Origin of the sequence: Salinirubellus litoreus, assembly GCF_037335815.1 — an archaeon.
Lineage (GTDB): Archaea > Halobacteriota > Halobacteria > Halobacteriales > Haloarculaceae > Salinirubellus > Salinirubellus litoreus.
Genome location: NZ_CP147841.1, coordinates 3,183,561 through 3,200,007 on the forward strand (window position 1 = coordinate 3,183,561; position 16,447 = coordinate 3,200,007).

Here is a 16,447-nt window from a genome sequence, read left to right on the forward strand (position 1 = left end):
ATCGAACTCGCAGAAATCGCCCCCGGAACTTATCCCACCCCACACCGAGCGACCGGGCATGGAACTCGACATCGAGGGGAACGCGGCGCTGGTGCTGGCTTCGAGCAGCGGTCTGGGCAAGGCGTCGGCGACGGCGCTCGCCAGGGAAGGGGTGAACGTCGTCGTGAACGGCCGGGACGAGGAGCGCCTGGAGGCGGCGGCCGAGGAGATCCGCGAGGAGGCGACCGGCGACGTGGTGACAGTCCCCGGGGACCTGACCGACCGCGAGGACGTCGAGGGGCTGGTCGAGGCGACCGTCGAGGCGTTCGGCGGCCTCGACCACCTCGTGATCAGCTCCGGCGGGCCGACCAGGCTCCGCTTCGGGGAGACGACCGACGAGGACTGGTACGACGCTTACGACCTGCTCGTGATGAGCGTCGTCCGGGCGATCCGCGAGTCCGTCCCGCACCTCCGAGAGAGCGATCATGGCACCGTCGTCAACATCACCTCGCGGGTCGTCAAGGAGGCCACACCGACCAACGTCCTCTCCAGTTCGGTTCGGATGGCGGTCATCGGCCTCGAGAAGACGCTCTCGGAGGAGCTCGGCCCCGACGTGCGGGCGAACGCCGTCCTGCCGGGCACACACCGTACGCCGCGGATCACAGACGGGGCCGAGGCGGAAGTCGAGCGCGGCGAGTACGACTCCCTCGAAGACGCGCTCGCCGATCGTGCGGAGGGGATCCCGCTCGAACGGATCGGCGACCCGATGGAGCTCGGCAACACCGTCGCGTTCCTCTCCTCGCCGCTCTCGGGCTACATCAATGGCCAGGCGATCGTCATCGACGGTGGGAGCGGGTCGTCGAACCTCTAAGTCACCCCGCGTCTCACCGGGGGCATGGAGATCACCGAACTACGGACGTATATCCTCCAGCCGCCGCTATCCGGCGAACTGGGCGACGCGCGGGCGGCCGTCGCCGAGCGCTACTGGGTCGTCGTCGAACTCGACACGGACGCCGGACTCACGGGGACGGGCTGGCTCGGGACGTGGACGATACCGGACCTCTACGAGCGCTATCTCCGCGGGTTCGAGGACCTGCTCGTCGGCTCCGACCCCCTCGCTATCGAGGCGCGACGTCGGGAGATGCGCGAGCGGGCGCTCTACTACCCCGGCGAGGTGGGGTTCGCGGCGCTCCCGCGGAGCGCCGTCGACGTCGCGCTCTGGGATCTCAAGGCAAAGGCGGCCGGCCAGCCCCTCTACGCCCTCCTCGGTGGTGATGGCTCCGCCGTTCCGGCCTACTGCTCGCGGCTCGACGCGACCGTTCCGACCGACGACCTGGGCGAGCACCACGCTCCCTACGCCGAGGCGGGGTTCACGGCCTTCAAGACCAAGGTCGGTGGCCGACCGCTCGACGAGGACGTTCGCCGGGTTGACGAGGTCCGCGAGGCAGTCGGTTCTCGTGCGGAACTGTTCGTCGACGCGAACCAGTCCTGGACCGTGAACGAGGCGGTTCGCGGGGCTCGCGCAATCTCCGAACACGACGTCGGCTGGATCGAGGAGCCCATCTCGGAGTGGAACCTCGACGGGCACCGACGGGTCACGAACCGAATGGACGCGCCGCTCGCGGCCGGCGAGATGTTCTACCGCCCCGAACGGTTCGAGTGGCTGCTCTCCCGCGGGGCGCTGGACGTCGTTCAGCCCGACCTGCTTCGGGGAGGCGGTGTCTCCGCCCTGCGCGAGGTCGCCGCGCTCGCCGCCACGCACCACGTCCCCTTCGTCCCGCACATCCACTACCCCGTCAGCGCACACCTGGTGAACGCCGCCGCGACCGGCTCGTACGTCGAGTACATCCCCGAGTACGACGCGACCGACGTGCTGGTGGACGCCCCGGAGATCCGGGACGGGGAGGTGGTGCTGTCCGAGGAACCCGGACACGGCTATGCGGTTAGCGAGGCGGCCCGCGAGGCGTTCGGCGTCTCGTTCGACTGAGTGCCAAGTGAGCGCTGTCCCGTTTCGGAGGATAGCCCGATTCCGCTGTTCCGGAGATCCAAGAACCTGCCGAGTCGACCTCTCAGAACTCGTATTCGGGACCTTCGACGTACTCGAACCGCTCGGCGAAGTCCTCGCGCACGGTGAACCCCAGGCCAGGGCGGTCCGGGGCGTACACCCGCCCGTCGCGGATGTCGAACTCCTCCTCGTACAGGTCGTCCAGGAGCGGCATGTACGCCTGTGGCACCTCGAGTATCGGGCAGTTCGGGGTGGACATGGCGAGGTGGAGGCTGGCGGCGAAGAGCGCGCCGCTACCCCAGGCGTGTGGGGCGAACTTGACGTTCCGCGCGGAGGCCATCGTCGCGACCCGGCGCGACTCGGTGATACCGCCACACCGGGCCACGTCGGGCTGGGCGACGTCTAACGCGCCGTGATCGAACAGGCTCCGGAAGTCGAACCGGGTGAACTCGCTCTCGCCGGTGGCGATGGGTATCTCGGTCGCGTCCCGGACCTCCGCGAGCCCCGGGTGGTCGTCGGGCGAGATCGGCTCCTCGAACCAGGTGAGGTCGTACGCCTCCATCCGTCGTGCGAGCCTGATCGCGGTGGGGACGTCAAGCGACCCGTGGGCGTCGACCATCAGGTCCACGTCGTCGCCGATCCCCTCGCGTGCGATCCCGACTCGTTCGAGCGTGTTCTCGACGGAGAACTCCTCGTGACCGACGGCGCGCATCTTCACGGCGTCGAAGCCCCGGTCGACGTACCCGCGGAGTTCGTCCGCCGCCCCTTCGCCTGTCGCCCATCCCCCGCTCGCGTAGGCCCTGATGTCGTCCCTGACCGCCCCAAGGAGCTTGTAGACCGGCTGGTCGAACGCCTTGCCGGTGACGTCCCAGAGCGCGATGTCGACCCCGGAGATGGCTTCGAGGGTGTAGCCCCGTCGGTCCCACCGTGGCTGGGAGTACCCCCGTTCGAGGGAGGGCTCGGCCCGCGACCCGCTGTAGAGCTTCTCCCACAGACGGCCGGTGTACGTGGGATCCTCGCCCACGAGGGCGGGCGCGAGCGAACCCTCGACGATGGACTCGACCGTCGGTGGGTGTCCGAGCGCCGCACCGACGCCGGTGTGTCCCTCGTCGGTCTCGACGAAGACGAGCGTCGCGTCGGTCTTCACCTTCGTCCCGAGGTCGGTTCGGTGGCGCTTCTCCTCGGGGACCGGATCGGACAGGGGGACCGCCCGTATCTCCGTGATCTCCATGGCGACCCGACCGACGCTCCAGGGGGTAATAGCCCTGTGGCCCGAACGCCACGGCCCGGGCGAGGGACCCCACAAGACCTTAGCGGAGGGGCCTCGAACCCGGGCCATGTTCCAGCCCCCCGACCCCGCGGCGCTCGACGCCGTGAACGAGGTGACTATCGAGGATCTCCCCCGATTCGCGCCCGTCCGGTACGAACGCGATCAGCCGGCGGTCGACGACGTCGAGGCGACGACGGTCGACGCGCTCTCGGCCGTCGGCGGACTCTCCGACCTCGATCCGGGCGCTCACGTCGCCATCACCGCTGGGAGCCGTGGGATCCACGACATGCCGGAGGTCCTCCGGACGGCGGTCGCCGAGCTCCAGTCCATGGATCTCGACCCCTTCGTCGTCCCGTCGATGGGGAGCCACGGGGGGGCGACCGCCGAGGGCCAGGTCGAGACGCTCGCCTCGCTCGGGATCACCGAGGAGTCGATGGGCTGTGAGATCGTCGCCTCGATGGACATCGAGCGGGTCGGTTCCGATTCGGACGGTCGGCCGGTCTACGCCTCCCGGGACGCCCTGGGGGCCGACGCGGTCCTGCTGGCGAACCGCGTGAAGCTCCACACGGACTTCTCGGGCGACGTCGAGAGCGGGCTCTGCAAGATGGCCGTCATCGGCATCGGCAAACAGCGCGGCGCGGAGGCGACCCACAAGGCGGCGCTCGCGGGGACGTTCGCGGACGTCATCAGGGAACGCGCCTCGATCCTGTTCGAGGAGGTCCCGATCGTCGGCGGGCTCGCGCTCGTCGAGAACGCCAACGAGCGGGCGGCCGCGATCGAGGGGCTCGACGTCGGGGAGATACTCGACCGCGAACCCGACCTGCTCGACCGCTCGCGTGAACTGATCGGCACCATCCCGATCGAGGAGCTCGACCTGCTGGTCATCGACGAGATCGGCAAGGAGATCAGCGGGACCGGCATGGACACGAACGTCGTCGGTCGGATGCTGATGCACGGCGAGGCAGAGCCCGACTCACCCCGCTACACCCGTATCTACGTCCGGTCGGTCACGGAGGGATCACACGGCAACGCCATCGGGATGGGGCTCGCGGACTACGCCCACCGGCGGCTCGTCGAGGCGGTCGACACGACCGACACGTACGTCAACGCGCTCACGTCGGGCGAGCCGGTCCGCGCGCGCGTCCCGGTCGTCTTCCCTGACGACCGCATCGCGCTGACGGCGGCATACTCGGGCTGTGGCGTGGTCGACCCCGCGGAGATGCGCATCGCGCGGGTCGGGAACACGCTCGACCTCGATCGGTTCTGGGTCTCCGAGCCGCTCGTCGACGAACTCCGGGAGGACCCGAACGCCGACGTGGGGACCCCCGAACCGCTCGCGTTCGAGGACGGCGACCTGGTCTGACGGTCGGGCGGCGGAGCCGAGCCGACGCCAGCACCTCAGGTCGTTCCGGTCGTTCGCGTGTACCTCCGTCCGCCCTGCGTCGCCGCGTTCGTCGTGGTCCCATTCGGGCTCGCGCTCAGGAGTTCCGAGACGCACGCGCCACCCAGTCCGACGCCGTCCGGCGTCCTGACGGCGGCGAGGAGCTGTCGCGCGGCCGGCCCGCTCCGTTCGTTCGTGGGCTGCCGCTCGACCCAGACACCGTAGGCACCCCAGGGGAACGCGAGCGACCAGGGGCCACCTCGTTCGATAGCTGTCTCCGCCCGTGCTGGGGACTCCCAGCGATCCAGCCCGAGCCGGAGCCGGACGCCGGCCTGCGTCTCGAACACCGCCAGATGTCTCATCTCCGGGACGGGCCCGAGCTGCTGGTCGTTCGGGTCGAAGTCGTACTCGGAGATGTTCTGGGTGGCCAGCAGTCGCCAGCCCTCGAGGCCGTCGGCGCTGGCGGTCGTGATCACCCCCGGTCGGAGCGACGCCGGGTGGGTCCCCGTCGGTGCCGGCGGGCACGACTCGGGGAGGACGACGGCGGACGCCGGCGTCCCGGAAGCGGCCGCGGCCGCCGTGGGAACCGGCGTGAGTCGGGGTGTGGGCGTGTCACCGCCGTCGTCCACCGTCTGCCCCGGCGACGAGAGGAGGCCGGCCGGACCGGCAGTCGCTGTCGCCAGGAGGGCGAGCGCGGCCAGCAGTATCACCGCCACGGCCCGACCGGAGGGTCTGGGGACCCGCCCGGACCGCGTCACCGCGCCGCCGAACGCCTCTAGAAGTCCCGACCACACGCGTTCGAACGCCGACGGTTCGGTCGCGTCGAGGTAGGTCGCCGCGAGCGCCGCCCGGGTCTCGGCGTCGACCGCGTAGGCGAACCACTCGTAGAGGGTGTCGATGCCGACGACGCCCGGCCCGTCGTCCGGCACCGGGACACCCGCCCGGACGATCGATCCGACGGTCGCCGCGAGGGGACCGCCGGTGACGACGACGGCGTCGATACGGGGCGTGCGCCCGACGGCGGCGACCGTACGGAGCCCGTCGACGATCAGGAATCGCATCGTGTCCCCTGCGTCCACGGGGCTCTCGGCACGCTCCACGTCCATCGGGCGCGCGCGCGATTTCGACAGGTCCTCCTCGGTGGTCCGGGCTCCCTTCGTCGCCGTCACGACCGGTCCCTCGATCGACGTCCGGTAGCCGCGCGCGTCGAGCAGGTCGGCGACGAACCCGCGGGTGTCGTCGCCGTCGAGACGGCGGACCGCACGCTCGAAGGCGGCCCGCTGGAGCGTCATCGGACGGGTGAAACGGCGGCCCGTGCGGTCATCTCTCCCGCGAACCTTCCGGTCCGTGCCCCTTAGCCCTCCCGGTAGGTGTGGGGTCCCGCCGGGAATCGGGGGAGCCCGGACCGGGACGGACGAATCGCTGGAGGATAGTGGATCGAGGGAGTCTTTTTGTAGCTGGGTACCGGAGACCAAACCGAAATGCTACACGCGAAAGGGCCGCTACTGAGCGTCGACGTGGGAGAGCGAGAGGCGACCGAGGTGGACGTCGACGAGGAACTGTCGACCTTCATCGGGGGTCGGGGGCTGGCGACGAAGCTCGCCCACGACCGCATCCCGTTCGACGCCGACCCGTTCGGGCCGGAGAACGCCGTCTACCTCGACACCGGGCCGCTCCAGATATCGACGATGAGCTTCACCGGTCGGATGAACGCGACGGGGCTCTCGCCGCTCACCGATGGATTGCTCTCGACCAACGCGGGCGGGTACATGTCCCGGAACTTCGCCGGCACCGGTATCAGCGCCATCGAGATCACGGGCGCGAGCGACGAACTGCTCGCCGTCCACGTCACCGACGAGGGCGTCGAGTTCGAGGAGGTGCCGGAACTGGAGGGCGCGGAGGTACCCGACGTGACGGAGTACATGAACGAGAATCACGGGCTGGAGGCCGAGCACATCGCCTGCATCGGCCCGGCCGGCGAGAACCTCGTCCGGTTCGCCTGCATCATGACCTACGAGAGCCGGGCGTTCGGCCGCGGCGGGCTCGGTGCCGTCCTCGGGTCGAAGAACGTCAAGGCGGTCACCTTCCAGGGGGACTCCGCGCCGGAACTGGAGATCCCCGAGGAGACCCAGATGGAGGTCCACCGGCACGCCGCCACCGCCGACGACATGATGAAACGCCAGGGAACGACGGCGGGAACGGCGTTCATCAACGACAACTTCTCGCTGCCCACCAGGTACTTCTCCGAGATGGAGTTCGAGGGCGTCGACGGCATCGACGGCGACGCCGTCGAGTCCAAGAAGTACAAGAAGGCCGCCTGCTCGCAGTGCGCGTTCGCGTGCAAGCTCCCCACCCGCGACGACGAGACGGGGTTCGAGACCGAGGGCCCGGAGTTCGAGACGGTCATGTCGTTCGGGTCGAACTGCGGCGTCGACGACGTGGTCGACGTGATGAAGTCGAACGAGCTCTGTGACCGCCTCGGTCTCGACACCATCTCGGCCGGCGACACCGTCGCCGCCTACCTGATGTCCGAGGACGAGTTCGGCAACGCCGACCTGATCCACGAGACGGTCGAGAAGATCGCCCACCGCGAGGGCATCGGCGACACGCTCGCCGAGGGGGTCGCCCGCTGTCACGAGGAACTGGGCGTCGAGAACTGGTCGGTCAAGGGCATGGAGTTCGCCGCCCACGACGGCCGCGCCATCAACGGGCAGGGGTTCAGCTACGCCGTCGCCAACCGCGGCGGCGACCACATGTACTCGACCACCCTCAGAGTGGAGTACGACGGCGATATCGATCCGATCGGTCTCGACGGCAAGCCAGCGGTGGTACTCGACCGCGAGAACCGGGCGGCCATCCGCGACACGGCCATCATCTGTGCGTTCGGCGAGGACGACTACGTCACCCAGGAGGTGCTCGAGACGCTGTTCGACGCCGACTACGACGACCTCCTGTCGATCGGCTCGCGCGTGATCGAGCTCGAACGGCACTTCAACAACAAGCGCGGCATGGACCGCGCCGACGACGTCCTGCCCTACGAGCTCCCGGACTTCGAGGCGGCACTCGACGAGTACTACGAGCTCCGTGGCTGGAACGACGACGGGACCGTCCCCGACTCCGCGGTCGCCGAGTACGCGGTCGCGGACGACTGAGCCGGACGCCCCGGCCGTTGTTCTGGGGAGCGTTACGACCCCCGTTCTCGCCGCTGTCTCCCGCCTCCACCGACGACCGGCGGTGCGATCCGCACGACGTCGCCGTCCGAGAGCGCCGTCGCCGCCCCGTCGAGCTGGCGGACGTTGTCACCGTCGACTGTCACGTTGATGCTCCCGCTCACCTCGCCCGTCTCGTCCAGGAGCTGCCCGTCCAGGTCGGGCGCGTCCTCGACCAGCTCCGACAGCAGATCGGCGACGGTCGCCCCCTCGGGGAGTTCGCGTGTCGCGCTCTTGGTACCGACCGCCTCTCGAACCGGTCCGAAACACCGCAACTCGACGTTCATCGACCGTCCGTTCTCACCCCGGGGACTTGTACGCTGTCGCTCGGGCCCGGAGCTCTTCTCCCGGACGACACCGGACGGGGATCGACGGGAACGCTCATGGGTCGGCTCCGCGAACGCCGGGACATGCAGGTCGAGATCCGGTGTTACGGTGCCGTGCGGAGCGCGGTCGGGGAGAAGTCGGTCGAACTCGACCTCGAGGAGGAGGCCACGGTCGGCGACGTCCTCGACGCGCTGGCCGCCCGGAGTGAGAGCGACTTCCCGACGGACGCCGTGGTGATGCGTGACCGACGGCATCTCGACCGCGAGACGACCATCGCCGGCGGCGACGTGGTGAGCGTCACCGACTCGCCGATGCCGGAGGGGTAGAACGACCCCCGGGGACGGGGACCCCCATCGCCGGTGGGTTTTACGTGACCACCCCGCGAGCGGGGGGTCATGCGCATCAGCGAGGTCGAGATACACGAGTTCGATTTCGAACTCGAGGACGTCGGAACGTGGAACAACCGCCAGGCGTACGATCCCGATAGCACGCTCGAACCGCCCGGGTTCGTGCTGACGATCAGGACCGCCGACGGCGAGGAGGGGTACTACCGGGGGTTCTACTTCGTTCCGGCGATGCTGGCACAGGTGCGGATGGCCGCGGGGACGCTGATCGGCAGAGACCCCCTCGAGCGTGAGGAGCTCTGGCAGGACCTCTGGAAGCGGTTCAGACACCTCGACCACGCCGGCGTCGGTCCCATCGACGTGGCTCTGTGGGACCTCGCCGGCCGGCACTTCGACGCGCCCATCTCGGCACTGCTCGGCGGGAGCCCCGACCCCGTCCCCGCGTACGCCTCGACGTTCATGGCCGACGAGGAGGACGACGGGCTGAACTCCCCCGAAGCCTACGCCGACTTCGCCGAGCAGTGTTGCGATGACGGCTACCCCGGGTTCAAGATCCACGGGTTCGGCGACCCCTCCCGTGATATCGAGATCTGTCGTGCGGTCGCCGAGCGGGTGGGCGGGGAGATGGACCTGATGCTCGACCCGGCGAGCGAGTACGACACCTACGCCGAGACGCTCCGGGTCGGCCGGGTCATGGACGAACTCGACTACTTCTGGTACGAGGACCCGATGGGCGACGGTGGCGAGAGCCTGGAGATGAACCGGAACCTCGCACGCGACCTCGACACGCCGATACTGGGCGTCGAGCACGTCCGCGGGGGTCCGTTCGGTCGGACCGACCACCTCGCACACGACGCGCTCGACATGGTCCGCGCGGAGGCTCACCTCGACTGCGGAATAACTGGAGTGATGAAGATCGCCCACGTCGTCGAGGGGTTCGGCCGCGACGTCGAACTCCACGTCGGCGGCCCGTCGCATCTCCACTGCATGAGCGCCATCCGGAACACGAACTACTACGAGCACGCGCTGCTCCACCCGCAGGGGTTCGACTGGATGGTCGACCAGGGGTTCGTCGACTCGCCCGAGGTGGTCGACTCCGACGGACACGTCCCCATCCCCGGCGGCCCGGGCCTGGGCGTCGAGATCGACTGGGACTTCGTGGAACGGCGACAGACGGGCCACGAACTGTTCGACAGCGAGGCGGCGAGCGGGCTACCGTAGGTCGCCGGAGACCGGAGTCGGTCCCGATCCTCCGCGGGGCTCCCCCGACACGTCCTATCGCCCGCCGCCGTAACGTTTGCTCGCCCGCGGCACCCGCCCGCAATCGAGCGATCGTCGAGGCCGCGCCTATAACTCCACGCGGTACTCCTCGATCGTGTCCCGGTTCAGTGTGATCCCCAGGCCGGGACGATCGGGGATCCCGACGTACCCATCGGTGGCGGTGAGGTCCTCCTCGACGAGATCCCACCGGAGCGGGGAGTCCTCGACGCAGTACTCCAGCAGGGGGGCGTTGCGGTTGGCCGCGATGAGCTGGAGGTTGGCGGCGACGATGACGTCCGTGCTGTAGCCGTGAGGGACGAAAGGGATGCCGCGTTCGGCACCGAGCGCCGCGATCTTCTGGAGGTGCGTGATCCCACCCGAGCGGGCGACGTCGGGCTGGAGAACGTCCGGCTTCCCCCGATCGACGAACTCGCGGAAGCCGTAGAGCGTATACTCCTCCTCGCCGCCGGCGATCCGGGTCTCCGTGGCCTCGCTCAGTCGTCGGTAGCCGTCGAGGTTGTCGGCGTAGAACGGCTCCTCCATCCAGTAGAGGTCGTGCGCGCGGTCGAGTTCGTTCGTCCGCTTGATCGCCCCCTTCACGTCCTCCTGCCAGACCATCCCGGCGTCGACCATGATGTCGAACTCCTCGCCGAGCACCTCGCGCGCCGTCCCCACGAGTTCGAGATCGTTTCGCCGATCCCGTCCGAACCCACCCCAGCCGAACTTGATGGCGGTGAACCCCTCGTCGAGCGCCGCCTCGGCCTCGCGGCGCATGTGGTCGGTGTCGGTCGGGTCGTCGGGGAAGAGCGTGCTCGCGTAGGCCCGCACCGAATCGCGGTGCTTGCCGCCGAGGAGCCGGTGGAGCGGCCGGTCGAGGGCCTTGCCCATGATATCCCAGAGGGCCATGTCGACGGCGCTGATGGCCGTGATGGCCGCGCCCTTCCGGCCGTAGAAGTACGTCCGGTCGTACATCTCGTTCCAGAGCACCTCGACGTCGAACGGGTCGCGCCCGACGACGACCTCCTTCAGCCCGGCGCTCTTGTCGTGGCTGACCGGTGCCTCGATTATCGCCTCGACCACCCGTGGGGAGGAGTCGGCTTCGCCGATACCGGTGAGCCCCTCGTCTGTCTCGACCTCGACGATGCAGGCGTCCTGCGAGCTGTCGGCCTTCGTCGACTCGACGGCCGGGAGCGACAGCGTGTGCACGACGACGTCGGTTATCTCCATAGTCCACGCTCGTCGGAGACCGGCATAAACCCGGAGGGGCGATCGATCTTCCACCGCGTCAGTAGCGTGTACTGGCCCCGAAGGGCGGGACGTCCGGGAGTCCCCGTGGCGCACTTCCCGCACGTCCGCCCCGTCCTTTTGTCGGCCGACTCCCTGAGGGCGGCATGGATCGGGGTATCACCCGGCGAGGAGTACTCGCGGGGATCGGAACCGGGGGGATCGCATCGCTCGCCGGCTGTAGCGGACTGTCGCTCCCCGGAAGCGGCGAGCCCGAGGCGGGCGACTGGCCGACGTTCGGGTACGACGCGGCCAACACGGGTGTCTCGCCGGACTCGCCGGGGCCGTCCGGGCCGGGCGTTCGGTGGCGCTTCCCGCTTGACCTCGGCGTCGGCGCGTCGCCGGCGGTCGTCGGCGGGACGGTCTACGTCACCACGCTCCAGGGCACCGCCCACGCGGTCGAGGCGGCGACGGGCGAGGAGGACTGGTGGTTCCGGGCTCCATTCTCCCTCTTCGGCACCCCCGCCGTCGCCGACGGCAGGGTGTACGTGGCCGACGGCGGAGGGGTCCTGCACACGCTGGCCGAGGGGAGCCAGTCGAGCGGGTCGGGGGAGAGCGGGGCCGACGTTCGGCCCGCCGGCGAGGCCCTGTGGTGGGCCGAGGGCGACGCGGGGTTCACCGCCTCGCCGACCGTCGTCGACGGGAGCGTCTATCTCGGGACCTACGAGGGAGACCTGCACGCGTTCGACACGAGCGACGGTACCGGGCGATGGACGGACGTCCTCGGTGACAACGTCGACGTGACACCGGCAGTCGTCGACGGGCTCGTCTACGCCGTCGTCCCGCGGGGCGTCATCTACGCGCTCGACGCGGCGACCGGCGAACGCGTCTGGCAGACCGCCCTCCACGTGGGGGTCACGAAGGACCCGGTCGTCTACGGGGGCTCCGTCTACGTCGGGTCGGCCGATACCAGCAGGTACGGCCACGAGACCCGGCTGTTCGCCCTCGACGCGGCTACGGGCGAGCGGGAGTGGGACCTGCCGCTCGATACCGGTATCAGCGGTTCGCCGGCCGTCGTCGACGGGACGGTCATCGCCGGTACCTGGGGCGGGACCCTGTACGCGTTCGACGCGGACGACGGGACGGAACGGTGGCACGTCGACACCGGCGTCGGTATCACCGCCGCACCCGCCGTCGCCGACGGGAGCGTGTTCGTCGGGACGCTCGATAGCGAACTCCACGCTATCGCCGTGGACGACGGGACCATCCGGTGGACGGTCGAGACCGGTTCCGGCGTGCCACATTCCCCCGCTATCGCCGGCGATGCGGTCTACGTCGCGACCGACGGGCCCGAACTCCTCGCCATCGGCGCGTGACCGTCCGTATCCGCCGGAGCACTTCCCGGTCCACGGACAACGTTTAACCCCCGACCTCCCGTCGCGCCGCCGTGCACCTCACGAACCACACGAAGGACGGACTCGCGGACGGCGGTCGGGTGTTCGGCGCGCGGGCGAACAGTTTCTCGCCGGACCTGGTCGAGGTATACGGCGGACTCGGCCTCGACTTCGCCTGGCTCGACCTCGAACACGGCGGCCCGAGCGCCGAGGACGCGGTGAGTCTGGAACACCTCGTTCGCGCGGCGACCGTCGGCGGCGTCGACCTGATGGTCCGCCTCCCGTCGAACGATCCCTCGACCGTTCGGAAGGTACTCGACACGGGCGTCCGGACGGTGATCGTCCCGCGGGTCGAGACGGCCGATGACGTCCGTCGAGCCGCCCGGGCCGCGTTCTACACCTACGACGACGGGCCGGGCGAGCGGGGGGTCGCTCACGCCCGCGGGTCGTCCTGGGGCGCTGACGTGGACACCGACCGCGAGGACGCGAGCGTCCTCGTCGGCGCGATGATCGAGAACCGGACCGCCGTCGAGAACGTCGAGGAGATCCTCTCGGTCCCCGAGATCGGGTTCGCGTACCTCGGGCCGGGCGATCTCGCCGTCTCGATGGACCATCCCGGCAGGAGTGACCACCCCGAGGTCCGCGAGGCCATCGAGACGTCCAGGAACGCCTGCGTCGAGGCGGGAATTCCCATCGGCGTCTCGGCCACCAGCGTCGAGGGTGCCCGTGCGGCGCTCGACGCGGGCCACCGGATCGTGCGCCTCGGCGACGAGATGGAGGCCGTGCGACGACTGGTCGGCGACAGGCTCGAGGCGGTCACAGGCGGGGACTGACGGGCGAGCGAAGTCGGGCCGTTGTCGACGGATCGCGTTCGGGACTACTTGGACGGCTGTTCGATGACGAGGGAACCGCTCACGCTCGGCGTAGATTTACCACACCCCCTGTCGTGGGTGAGCCGGGATGTACACCGTCCATCCGATCCGCTGTGGCACGCTCGACCTCCCGAAGACGATCCTCACCTACATGCTCGACGAGGGCGTGACGGTCGCCTCGCCGGTGGTCGTCCTCCTCCTGCTGCCCGAGGACCCGGACGATCCCGTCGTCGTCGTGGACGCGGGGGCCGAACACGGGGAGGCCGCCGGACGTTCGATACCGGACGGCGGCCCGGATCCCATCCGCGAGGGGCTGGCCGAACACGGCGTCGACCCCGGCGACGTCGACTACCTCGTGCTGACCCACCTGCACCACGACCACGCCGCCAACGTCGACCTCTTCCCCGGGAGCGAGGTCCTCCTCCAGCGCACCGAACTGGCGGCGGCGCGGGACCCGCTGCCGCCGCTGCGCCGGGCGTACCTCGACGAGCACGTGGCGGCGCTCGACGACGCCGACCTCACGCTCCTCGACGGCGGCTACCGCCTCGCCCCGGGCCTCGAACTGCTCCACACGCCGGGCCACACCGAGGGGATGCAGTCGGTGGTGGTCGAGACGGCGGGGGCGAAGCACGCCCTGGCCTGTGACCTGATCTACTGCCGGCAGAACCTCCGGCCCGGCGTGACCGAGATACGGGACGTCGACGGGGAGCGCATCGAGGTGACACCGGTCGAGCACGACCCGCCGTACGTTCCTCCGGGGCTCCACGTCGACGTCGCGGCGTGCTACGAGAGCGTCTCCCGGCTACGGGAACGCGTCGGCCCGGACGGCGTGCTACTGGGTGCACACGACCCGGAGCTGCTCGACGGGGCCTTTCCGCGAGCGTAGCCGGTGCTCGGCGGCGTGCACGCCGAAAGAATTTGGATCCGGTCGTCTCCGCCGATCGCGAGGCGACCGTCTCAGACCGGCGAGGTCCGATCCTCGACCTCGTAGAGACCGTAGCCGAGCGCGACCACGGCACCGACCGCGAACAGCAGCGCGTAGAACACCTCCGCGCCGGTCGTCCACACTCCCTCGTTGAAGTGGAAGTAGCTGGCGGCGGCCACGGCGACGGCCGCGAGTACCCACGCCTGCCAGACGTCAGCGGCGGCGTCGAGAGGTCCCTCGGCATCGGGGCCGGTCGATTCGACCTCGCTACCGCTGTCGCTCTCCTCGCGAAGCGCGTAGTCGTCCATGACAAGTCGCCTCCACCGGGCTGAGTGCCCGGAGTCCTTAAAGAGTGGTGCTTGCGAACCTCAGAGCGGCTCCAGCGGTTCCTGTCCGGGAGCCATGTGTTCGGCCACGACGTCGTAGTCGAGGTCGATACCCAGGCCCGGCTCCTCGGGGACGACGACCGCGCCGTCGTGGATCACCGGGTCGTCGCCGGTGTGCATGTCGTCCCACCACTCGACCTCCCGGGCGTGCCACTCCAGGGCGAACGCCCCCGGTACGGTGGCGCAGGCGTGGACGCTCGCCATCGTCCCGATGGGGCTGGAGATGTTGTGCGGGGCGACGGGGATGTCGAAGGCGTCGGCGAGTGCGGCGATCTTCCGGAGCTCGAGGAGGCCGCCGCACTTCTGGATGTCCGGGGCGACCAGGTCGATGGCCTGCCCGGTCAGGAACGGTTCGAACCCCTCGAACCGCGTGATGTTCTCGCCGGCCAGGATGGGCGTGCTCGTGCTCTCGGTCACCTTCCGGTGGGCGTCGACGTTCTCCGGAGGGACCGGATCCTCGATCCAGTCGAGTTCGTACGGCTCGACCTTGCGGGCGATCTTCGTCGCCGTCTCGACCGAGAAGTTCCAGTGGAGGTCGAACCCGAGCGTCGGCTCGGACCCGATGGCCTCGCGGACCGCCTCGACGATGTCGACCTTGTGCTGGATGGCGTCGGTCGAGAGCCGCCGGGTCGCGGTGTCGGCCGGCTCGACCTTCACGTCGAGGTCGAACTTCAGCGCGTCGAACCCCTCGTCGACGACCTCCTCGGCCGCCCGCGCGTACGACTCCGGCGTGTAGATATCGCGGGGCTCGGCGTCCGCGGCGGCCGCCAGGTTCTCCCCCGCGTGACAGTCAGCGTAGATCTGTACCTCGTCGCGGTACTTCCCGCCGAGGAGCTGGTAGACCGGCAGTCCGGTGACCTTCCCCGCGATGTCCCAGCAGGCCGTCTCGATCCCGCTCACCGCCGCCTGGGAGTAGCCGAGCGACCCGCCGAGCCCCGAGACGAGCTGGGTCATGTGCTCGACGAGCCGATCGACGTCGAGCGGGTTCTGGCCCACGAGCCCGGGTTCGAGGAACTCGACGTACTCGCTCGCCGGGCCGGGGAACGCCTCGCCGAGCCCGTAGACGCCCGCGTCCGTGCGGACCCGGATGAGATTCCACGGGAAGTTACCCTCGACCACCACGCAGTCGATCCCGGTTATCTCGACGTCCCGCTCCTCGGTTCGGTTCTGGGGGCCGTCGCTCAGATCGCGCCAGCCGACCCCGCCGATCATGTCCGATACGAACTGTCGGTACTTCGAGTCGGGCATATACGAGCGGGCGTGCAGCCGGACACCTGATAGGTGTTGGCATCGGAGAGGTTCCCGCACGTTCGAACACGAGCGGGCCGAAGCGAGCAGGGTGTGCCTCCTCCCGCCGTGAACCGAGCGTGACGACGGTTACTCGACCCGCTCGACCGTGTCGCCGACCCGTATCTCGCCGCTCTCCTCGACGTCGGCTCGGAGCCCGCCGCGGTGTGTCAGTGCCGCGACCACGCCGTCGGCCGTCAGCGATTCGAGGTGGTCGCACGGCTCGCAGAGCCTGATTCCACGGCAGACGACCTCCCCGATCCGGAACCGCTCGCCGACGAGGTGGTTCAGCGCCACGCCACGCGTCGTGACGTTGCGCCGGTGTTCGCCGGGAGCGAGGTCGATCCCCGACTCGCGCTCGATGGCCGCGACCGACTCCCGCTCGACGAGCGTGAGCTCGTTCCCGCCGGCCGACGCCCCGGAGAACGTCCCCTCGGCGTCGAAGTACCGGTCGCCGCGCAGTCCCCGCCCCGCGACCGCCTCGACGGACTCGCGGGGTTCCATCGGCTCGGTCGCCTCCCTCGCGACGTGTATCGACGCTATCGTCCCGTCCATGCACCCCGGTCGCCGGGGGGTGTCCTAAG

Annotated in this window: 16 protein-coding genes; 9 read left to right on the plus strand and 7 right to left on the minus strand. The window is 69.6% G+C overall.

What is annotated here, in order from left to right:
• Positions 1-58 precede the first annotated feature (58 nt).
• Both WDJ58_RS15910 and WDJ58_RS15915 read left to right on the plus strand, forming a co-directional pair.
• Entirely contained in the window at positions 59-850 is a 792-nt protein-coding gene (locus WDJ58_RS15910) for an SDR family oxidoreductase (RefSeq protein WP_338914259.1), read from the plus strand.
• A 24-nt stretch (positions 851-874) separates the two neighbouring features.
• Complete coding sequence (locus WDJ58_RS15915; RefSeq protein WP_338914260.1) at positions 875-1,966, plus strand: mandelate racemase/muconate lactonizing enzyme family protein; 1,092 nt, start codon at positions 875-877, stop codon at positions 1,964-1,966.
• An 82-nt stretch (positions 1,967-2,048) separates the two neighbouring features.
• Here WDJ58_RS15915 and WDJ58_RS15920 read toward each other — a convergent pair whose 3' ends face one another.
• Positions 2,049-3,215, minus strand: coding sequence for a mandelate racemase/muconate lactonizing enzyme family protein (locus WDJ58_RS15920; protein WP_338914261.1), 1,167 nt, complete (start codon positions 3,213-3,215; stop codon positions 2,049-2,051).
• 106 nt (positions 3,216-3,321) lie between these two features.
• Here WDJ58_RS15920 and WDJ58_RS15925 point away from each other — a divergent pair, with 106 nt between their 5' ends.
• The gene (locus WDJ58_RS15925; RefSeq protein WP_338914262.1) at positions 3,322-4,617 is read left to right on the plus strand and encodes a DUF362 domain-containing protein; all 1,296 of its coding nucleotides are present in this window, start codon (positions 3,322-3,324) and stop codon (positions 4,615-4,617) included.
• A 35-nt stretch (positions 4,618-4,652) separates the two neighbouring features.
• Here WDJ58_RS15925 and WDJ58_RS15930 read toward each other — a convergent pair whose 3' ends face one another.
• Positions 4,653-5,927, minus strand: a complete 1,275-nt coding sequence (locus WDJ58_RS15930) for a hypothetical protein (protein ID WP_338914263.1) — start codon at positions 5,925-5,927, stop codon at positions 4,653-4,655.
• Positions 5,928-6,116: 189 nt separating this feature from the next.
• Here WDJ58_RS15930 and WDJ58_RS15935 point away from each other — a divergent pair, with 189 nt between their 5' ends.
• On the plus strand, positions 6,117-7,787 hold the full coding sequence (locus WDJ58_RS15935; protein ID WP_338914264.1) for an aldehyde ferredoxin oxidoreductase family protein: 1,671 nt from the start codon (positions 6,117-6,119) through the stop codon (positions 7,785-7,787).
• A 32-nt stretch (positions 7,788-7,819) separates the two neighbouring features.
• Here the strand turns inward: WDJ58_RS15935 and WDJ58_RS15940 are convergent, their stop codons facing one another.
• Complete coding sequence (locus WDJ58_RS15940) at positions 7,820-8,131, minus strand: ubiquitin-like small modifier protein 1 (protein ID WP_338914265.1); 312 nt, start codon at positions 8,129-8,131, stop codon at positions 7,820-7,822.
• A gap of 123 nt (positions 8,132-8,254) precedes the next feature.
• Here WDJ58_RS15940 and WDJ58_RS15945 point away from each other — a divergent pair, with 123 nt between their 5' ends.
• Positions 8,255-8,497 carry a MoaD/ThiS family protein gene (locus WDJ58_RS15945; protein WP_338914266.1) on the plus strand — a complete coding sequence of 81 codons (243 nt, stop codon included), beginning with the start codon at positions 8,255-8,257 and terminating at the stop codon, positions 8,495-8,497.
• Positions 8,498-8,566: 69 nt separating this feature from the next.
• Positions 8,567-9,736: an enolase C-terminal domain-like protein gene (locus WDJ58_RS15950; RefSeq protein ID WP_338914267.1), complete on the plus strand. Its 1,170-nt coding sequence runs from the start codon at positions 8,567-8,569 to the stop codon at positions 9,734-9,736.
• Between the two features lie 126 nt (positions 9,737-9,862).
• Here the strand turns inward: WDJ58_RS15950 and WDJ58_RS15955 are convergent, their stop codons facing one another.
• On the minus strand, positions 9,863-11,002 hold the full coding sequence (locus tag WDJ58_RS15955; RefSeq protein ID WP_338914268.1) for a mandelate racemase/muconate lactonizing enzyme family protein: 1,140 nt from the start codon (positions 11,000-11,002) through the stop codon (positions 9,863-9,865).
• A gap of 164 nt (positions 11,003-11,166) precedes the next feature.
• Between WDJ58_RS15955 and WDJ58_RS15960 the strand changes: the two genes are divergently transcribed.
• The 3 genes from WDJ58_RS15960 to WDJ58_RS15970 all read left to right on the plus strand — a co-directional run bounded on the left by WDJ58_RS15960 (position 11,167) and on the right by WDJ58_RS15970 (position 14,151).
• The gene (locus WDJ58_RS15960) at positions 11,167-12,375 is read left to right on the plus strand and encodes a PQQ-binding-like beta-propeller repeat protein (protein WP_338914269.1); all 1,209 of its coding nucleotides are present in this window, start codon (positions 11,167-11,169) and stop codon (positions 12,373-12,375) included.
• 71 nt (positions 12,376-12,446) lie between these two features.
• Positions 12,447-13,226 (plus strand): HpcH/HpaI aldolase family protein, encoded by a 780-nt coding sequence (locus tag WDJ58_RS15965; RefSeq protein ID WP_338914270.1) that lies wholly within the window; start codon positions 12,447-12,449, stop codon positions 13,224-13,226.
• A 127-nt stretch (positions 13,227-13,353) separates the two neighbouring features.
• Positions 13,354-14,151, plus strand: a complete 798-nt coding sequence (locus WDJ58_RS15970; RefSeq protein WP_338914271.1) for an MBL fold metallo-hydrolase — start codon at positions 13,354-13,356, stop codon at positions 14,149-14,151.
• A 71-nt stretch (positions 14,152-14,222) separates the two neighbouring features.
• Here WDJ58_RS15970 and WDJ58_RS15975 read toward each other — a convergent pair whose 3' ends face one another.
• From WDJ58_RS15975 to WDJ58_RS15985, 3 genes are all read right to left on the minus strand, one after another.
• A complete protein-coding gene (locus tag WDJ58_RS15975; protein ID WP_338914273.1) occupies positions 14,223-14,498 on the minus strand; it encodes a hypothetical protein in 276 nt (91 codons plus the stop codon).
• Positions 14,499-14,558: 60 nt separating this feature from the next.
• On the minus strand, positions 14,559-15,824 hold the full coding sequence (locus tag WDJ58_RS15980) for a mandelate racemase/muconate lactonizing enzyme family protein (protein WP_338914274.1): 1,266 nt from the start codon (positions 15,822-15,824) through the stop codon (positions 14,559-14,561).
• 129 nt (positions 15,825-15,953) lie between these two features.
• Entirely contained in the window at positions 15,954-16,418 is a 465-nt protein-coding gene (locus tag WDJ58_RS15985) for an MOSC domain-containing protein (protein ID WP_338914275.1), read from the minus strand.
• Between the last annotated feature and the right edge of the window lie 29 nt (positions 16,419-16,447).

What these genes read in the sequence shown, in the direction of transcription:
- WDJ58_RS15910 (WP_338914259.1), top strand. Translation starts at nt 59, where the DNA reads ATGGAACTCGACATCGAGGGGAACGCGGCGCTGGTGCTGGCTTCGAGC.
- WDJ58_RS15915 (WP_338914260.1), top strand. Translation starts at nt 875, where the DNA reads ATGGAGATCACCGAACTACGGACGTATATCCTCCAGCCGCCGCTATCC.
- WDJ58_RS15920 (WP_338914261.1), bottom strand. Translation starts at nt 3,215, where the DNA reads ATGGAGATCACGGAGATACGGGCGGTCCCCCTGTCCGATCCGGTCCCC.
- WDJ58_RS15925 (WP_338914262.1), top strand. Translation starts at nt 3,322, where the DNA reads ATGTTCCAGCCCCCCGACCCCGCGGCGCTCGACGCCGTGAACGAGGTG.
- WDJ58_RS15930 (WP_338914263.1), bottom strand. Translation starts at nt 5,927, where the DNA reads ATGACGCTCCAGCGGGCCGCCTTCGAGCGTGCGGTCCGCCGTCTCGAC.
- WDJ58_RS15935 (WP_338914264.1), top strand. Translation starts at nt 6,117, where the DNA reads ATGCTACACGCGAAAGGGCCGCTACTGAGCGTCGACGTGGGAGAGCGA.
- WDJ58_RS15940 (WP_338914265.1), bottom strand. Translation starts at nt 8,131, where the DNA reads ATGAACGTCGAGTTGCGGTGTTTCGGACCGGTTCGAGAGGCGGTCGGT.
- WDJ58_RS15945 (WP_338914266.1), top strand. Translation starts at nt 8,255, where the DNA reads ATGCAGGTCGAGATCCGGTGTTACGGTGCCGTGCGGAGCGCGGTCGGG.
- WDJ58_RS15950 (WP_338914267.1), top strand. Translation starts at nt 8,567, where the DNA reads ATGCGCATCAGCGAGGTCGAGATACACGAGTTCGATTTCGAACTCGAG.
- WDJ58_RS15955 (WP_338914268.1), bottom strand. Translation starts at nt 11,002, where the DNA reads ATGGAGATAACCGACGTCGTCGTGCACACGCTGTCGCTCCCGGCCGTC.
- WDJ58_RS15960 (WP_338914269.1), top strand. Translation starts at nt 11,167, where the DNA reads ATGGATCGGGGTATCACCCGGCGAGGAGTACTCGCGGGGATCGGAACC.
- WDJ58_RS15970 (WP_338914271.1), top strand. Translation starts at nt 13,354, where the DNA reads ATGTACACCGTCCATCCGATCCGCTGTGGCACGCTCGACCTCCCGAAG.
- WDJ58_RS15975 (WP_338914273.1), bottom strand. Translation starts at nt 14,498, where the DNA reads ATGGACGACTACGCGCTTCGCGAGGAGAGCGACAGCGGTAGCGAGGTC.
- WDJ58_RS15980 (WP_338914274.1), bottom strand. Translation starts at nt 15,824, where the DNA reads ATGCCCGACTCGAAGTACCGACAGTTCGTATCGGACATGATCGGCGGG.
- WDJ58_RS15985 (WP_338914275.1), bottom strand. Translation starts at nt 16,418, where the DNA reads ATGGACGGGACGATAGCGTCGATACACGTCGCGAGGGAGGCGACCGAG.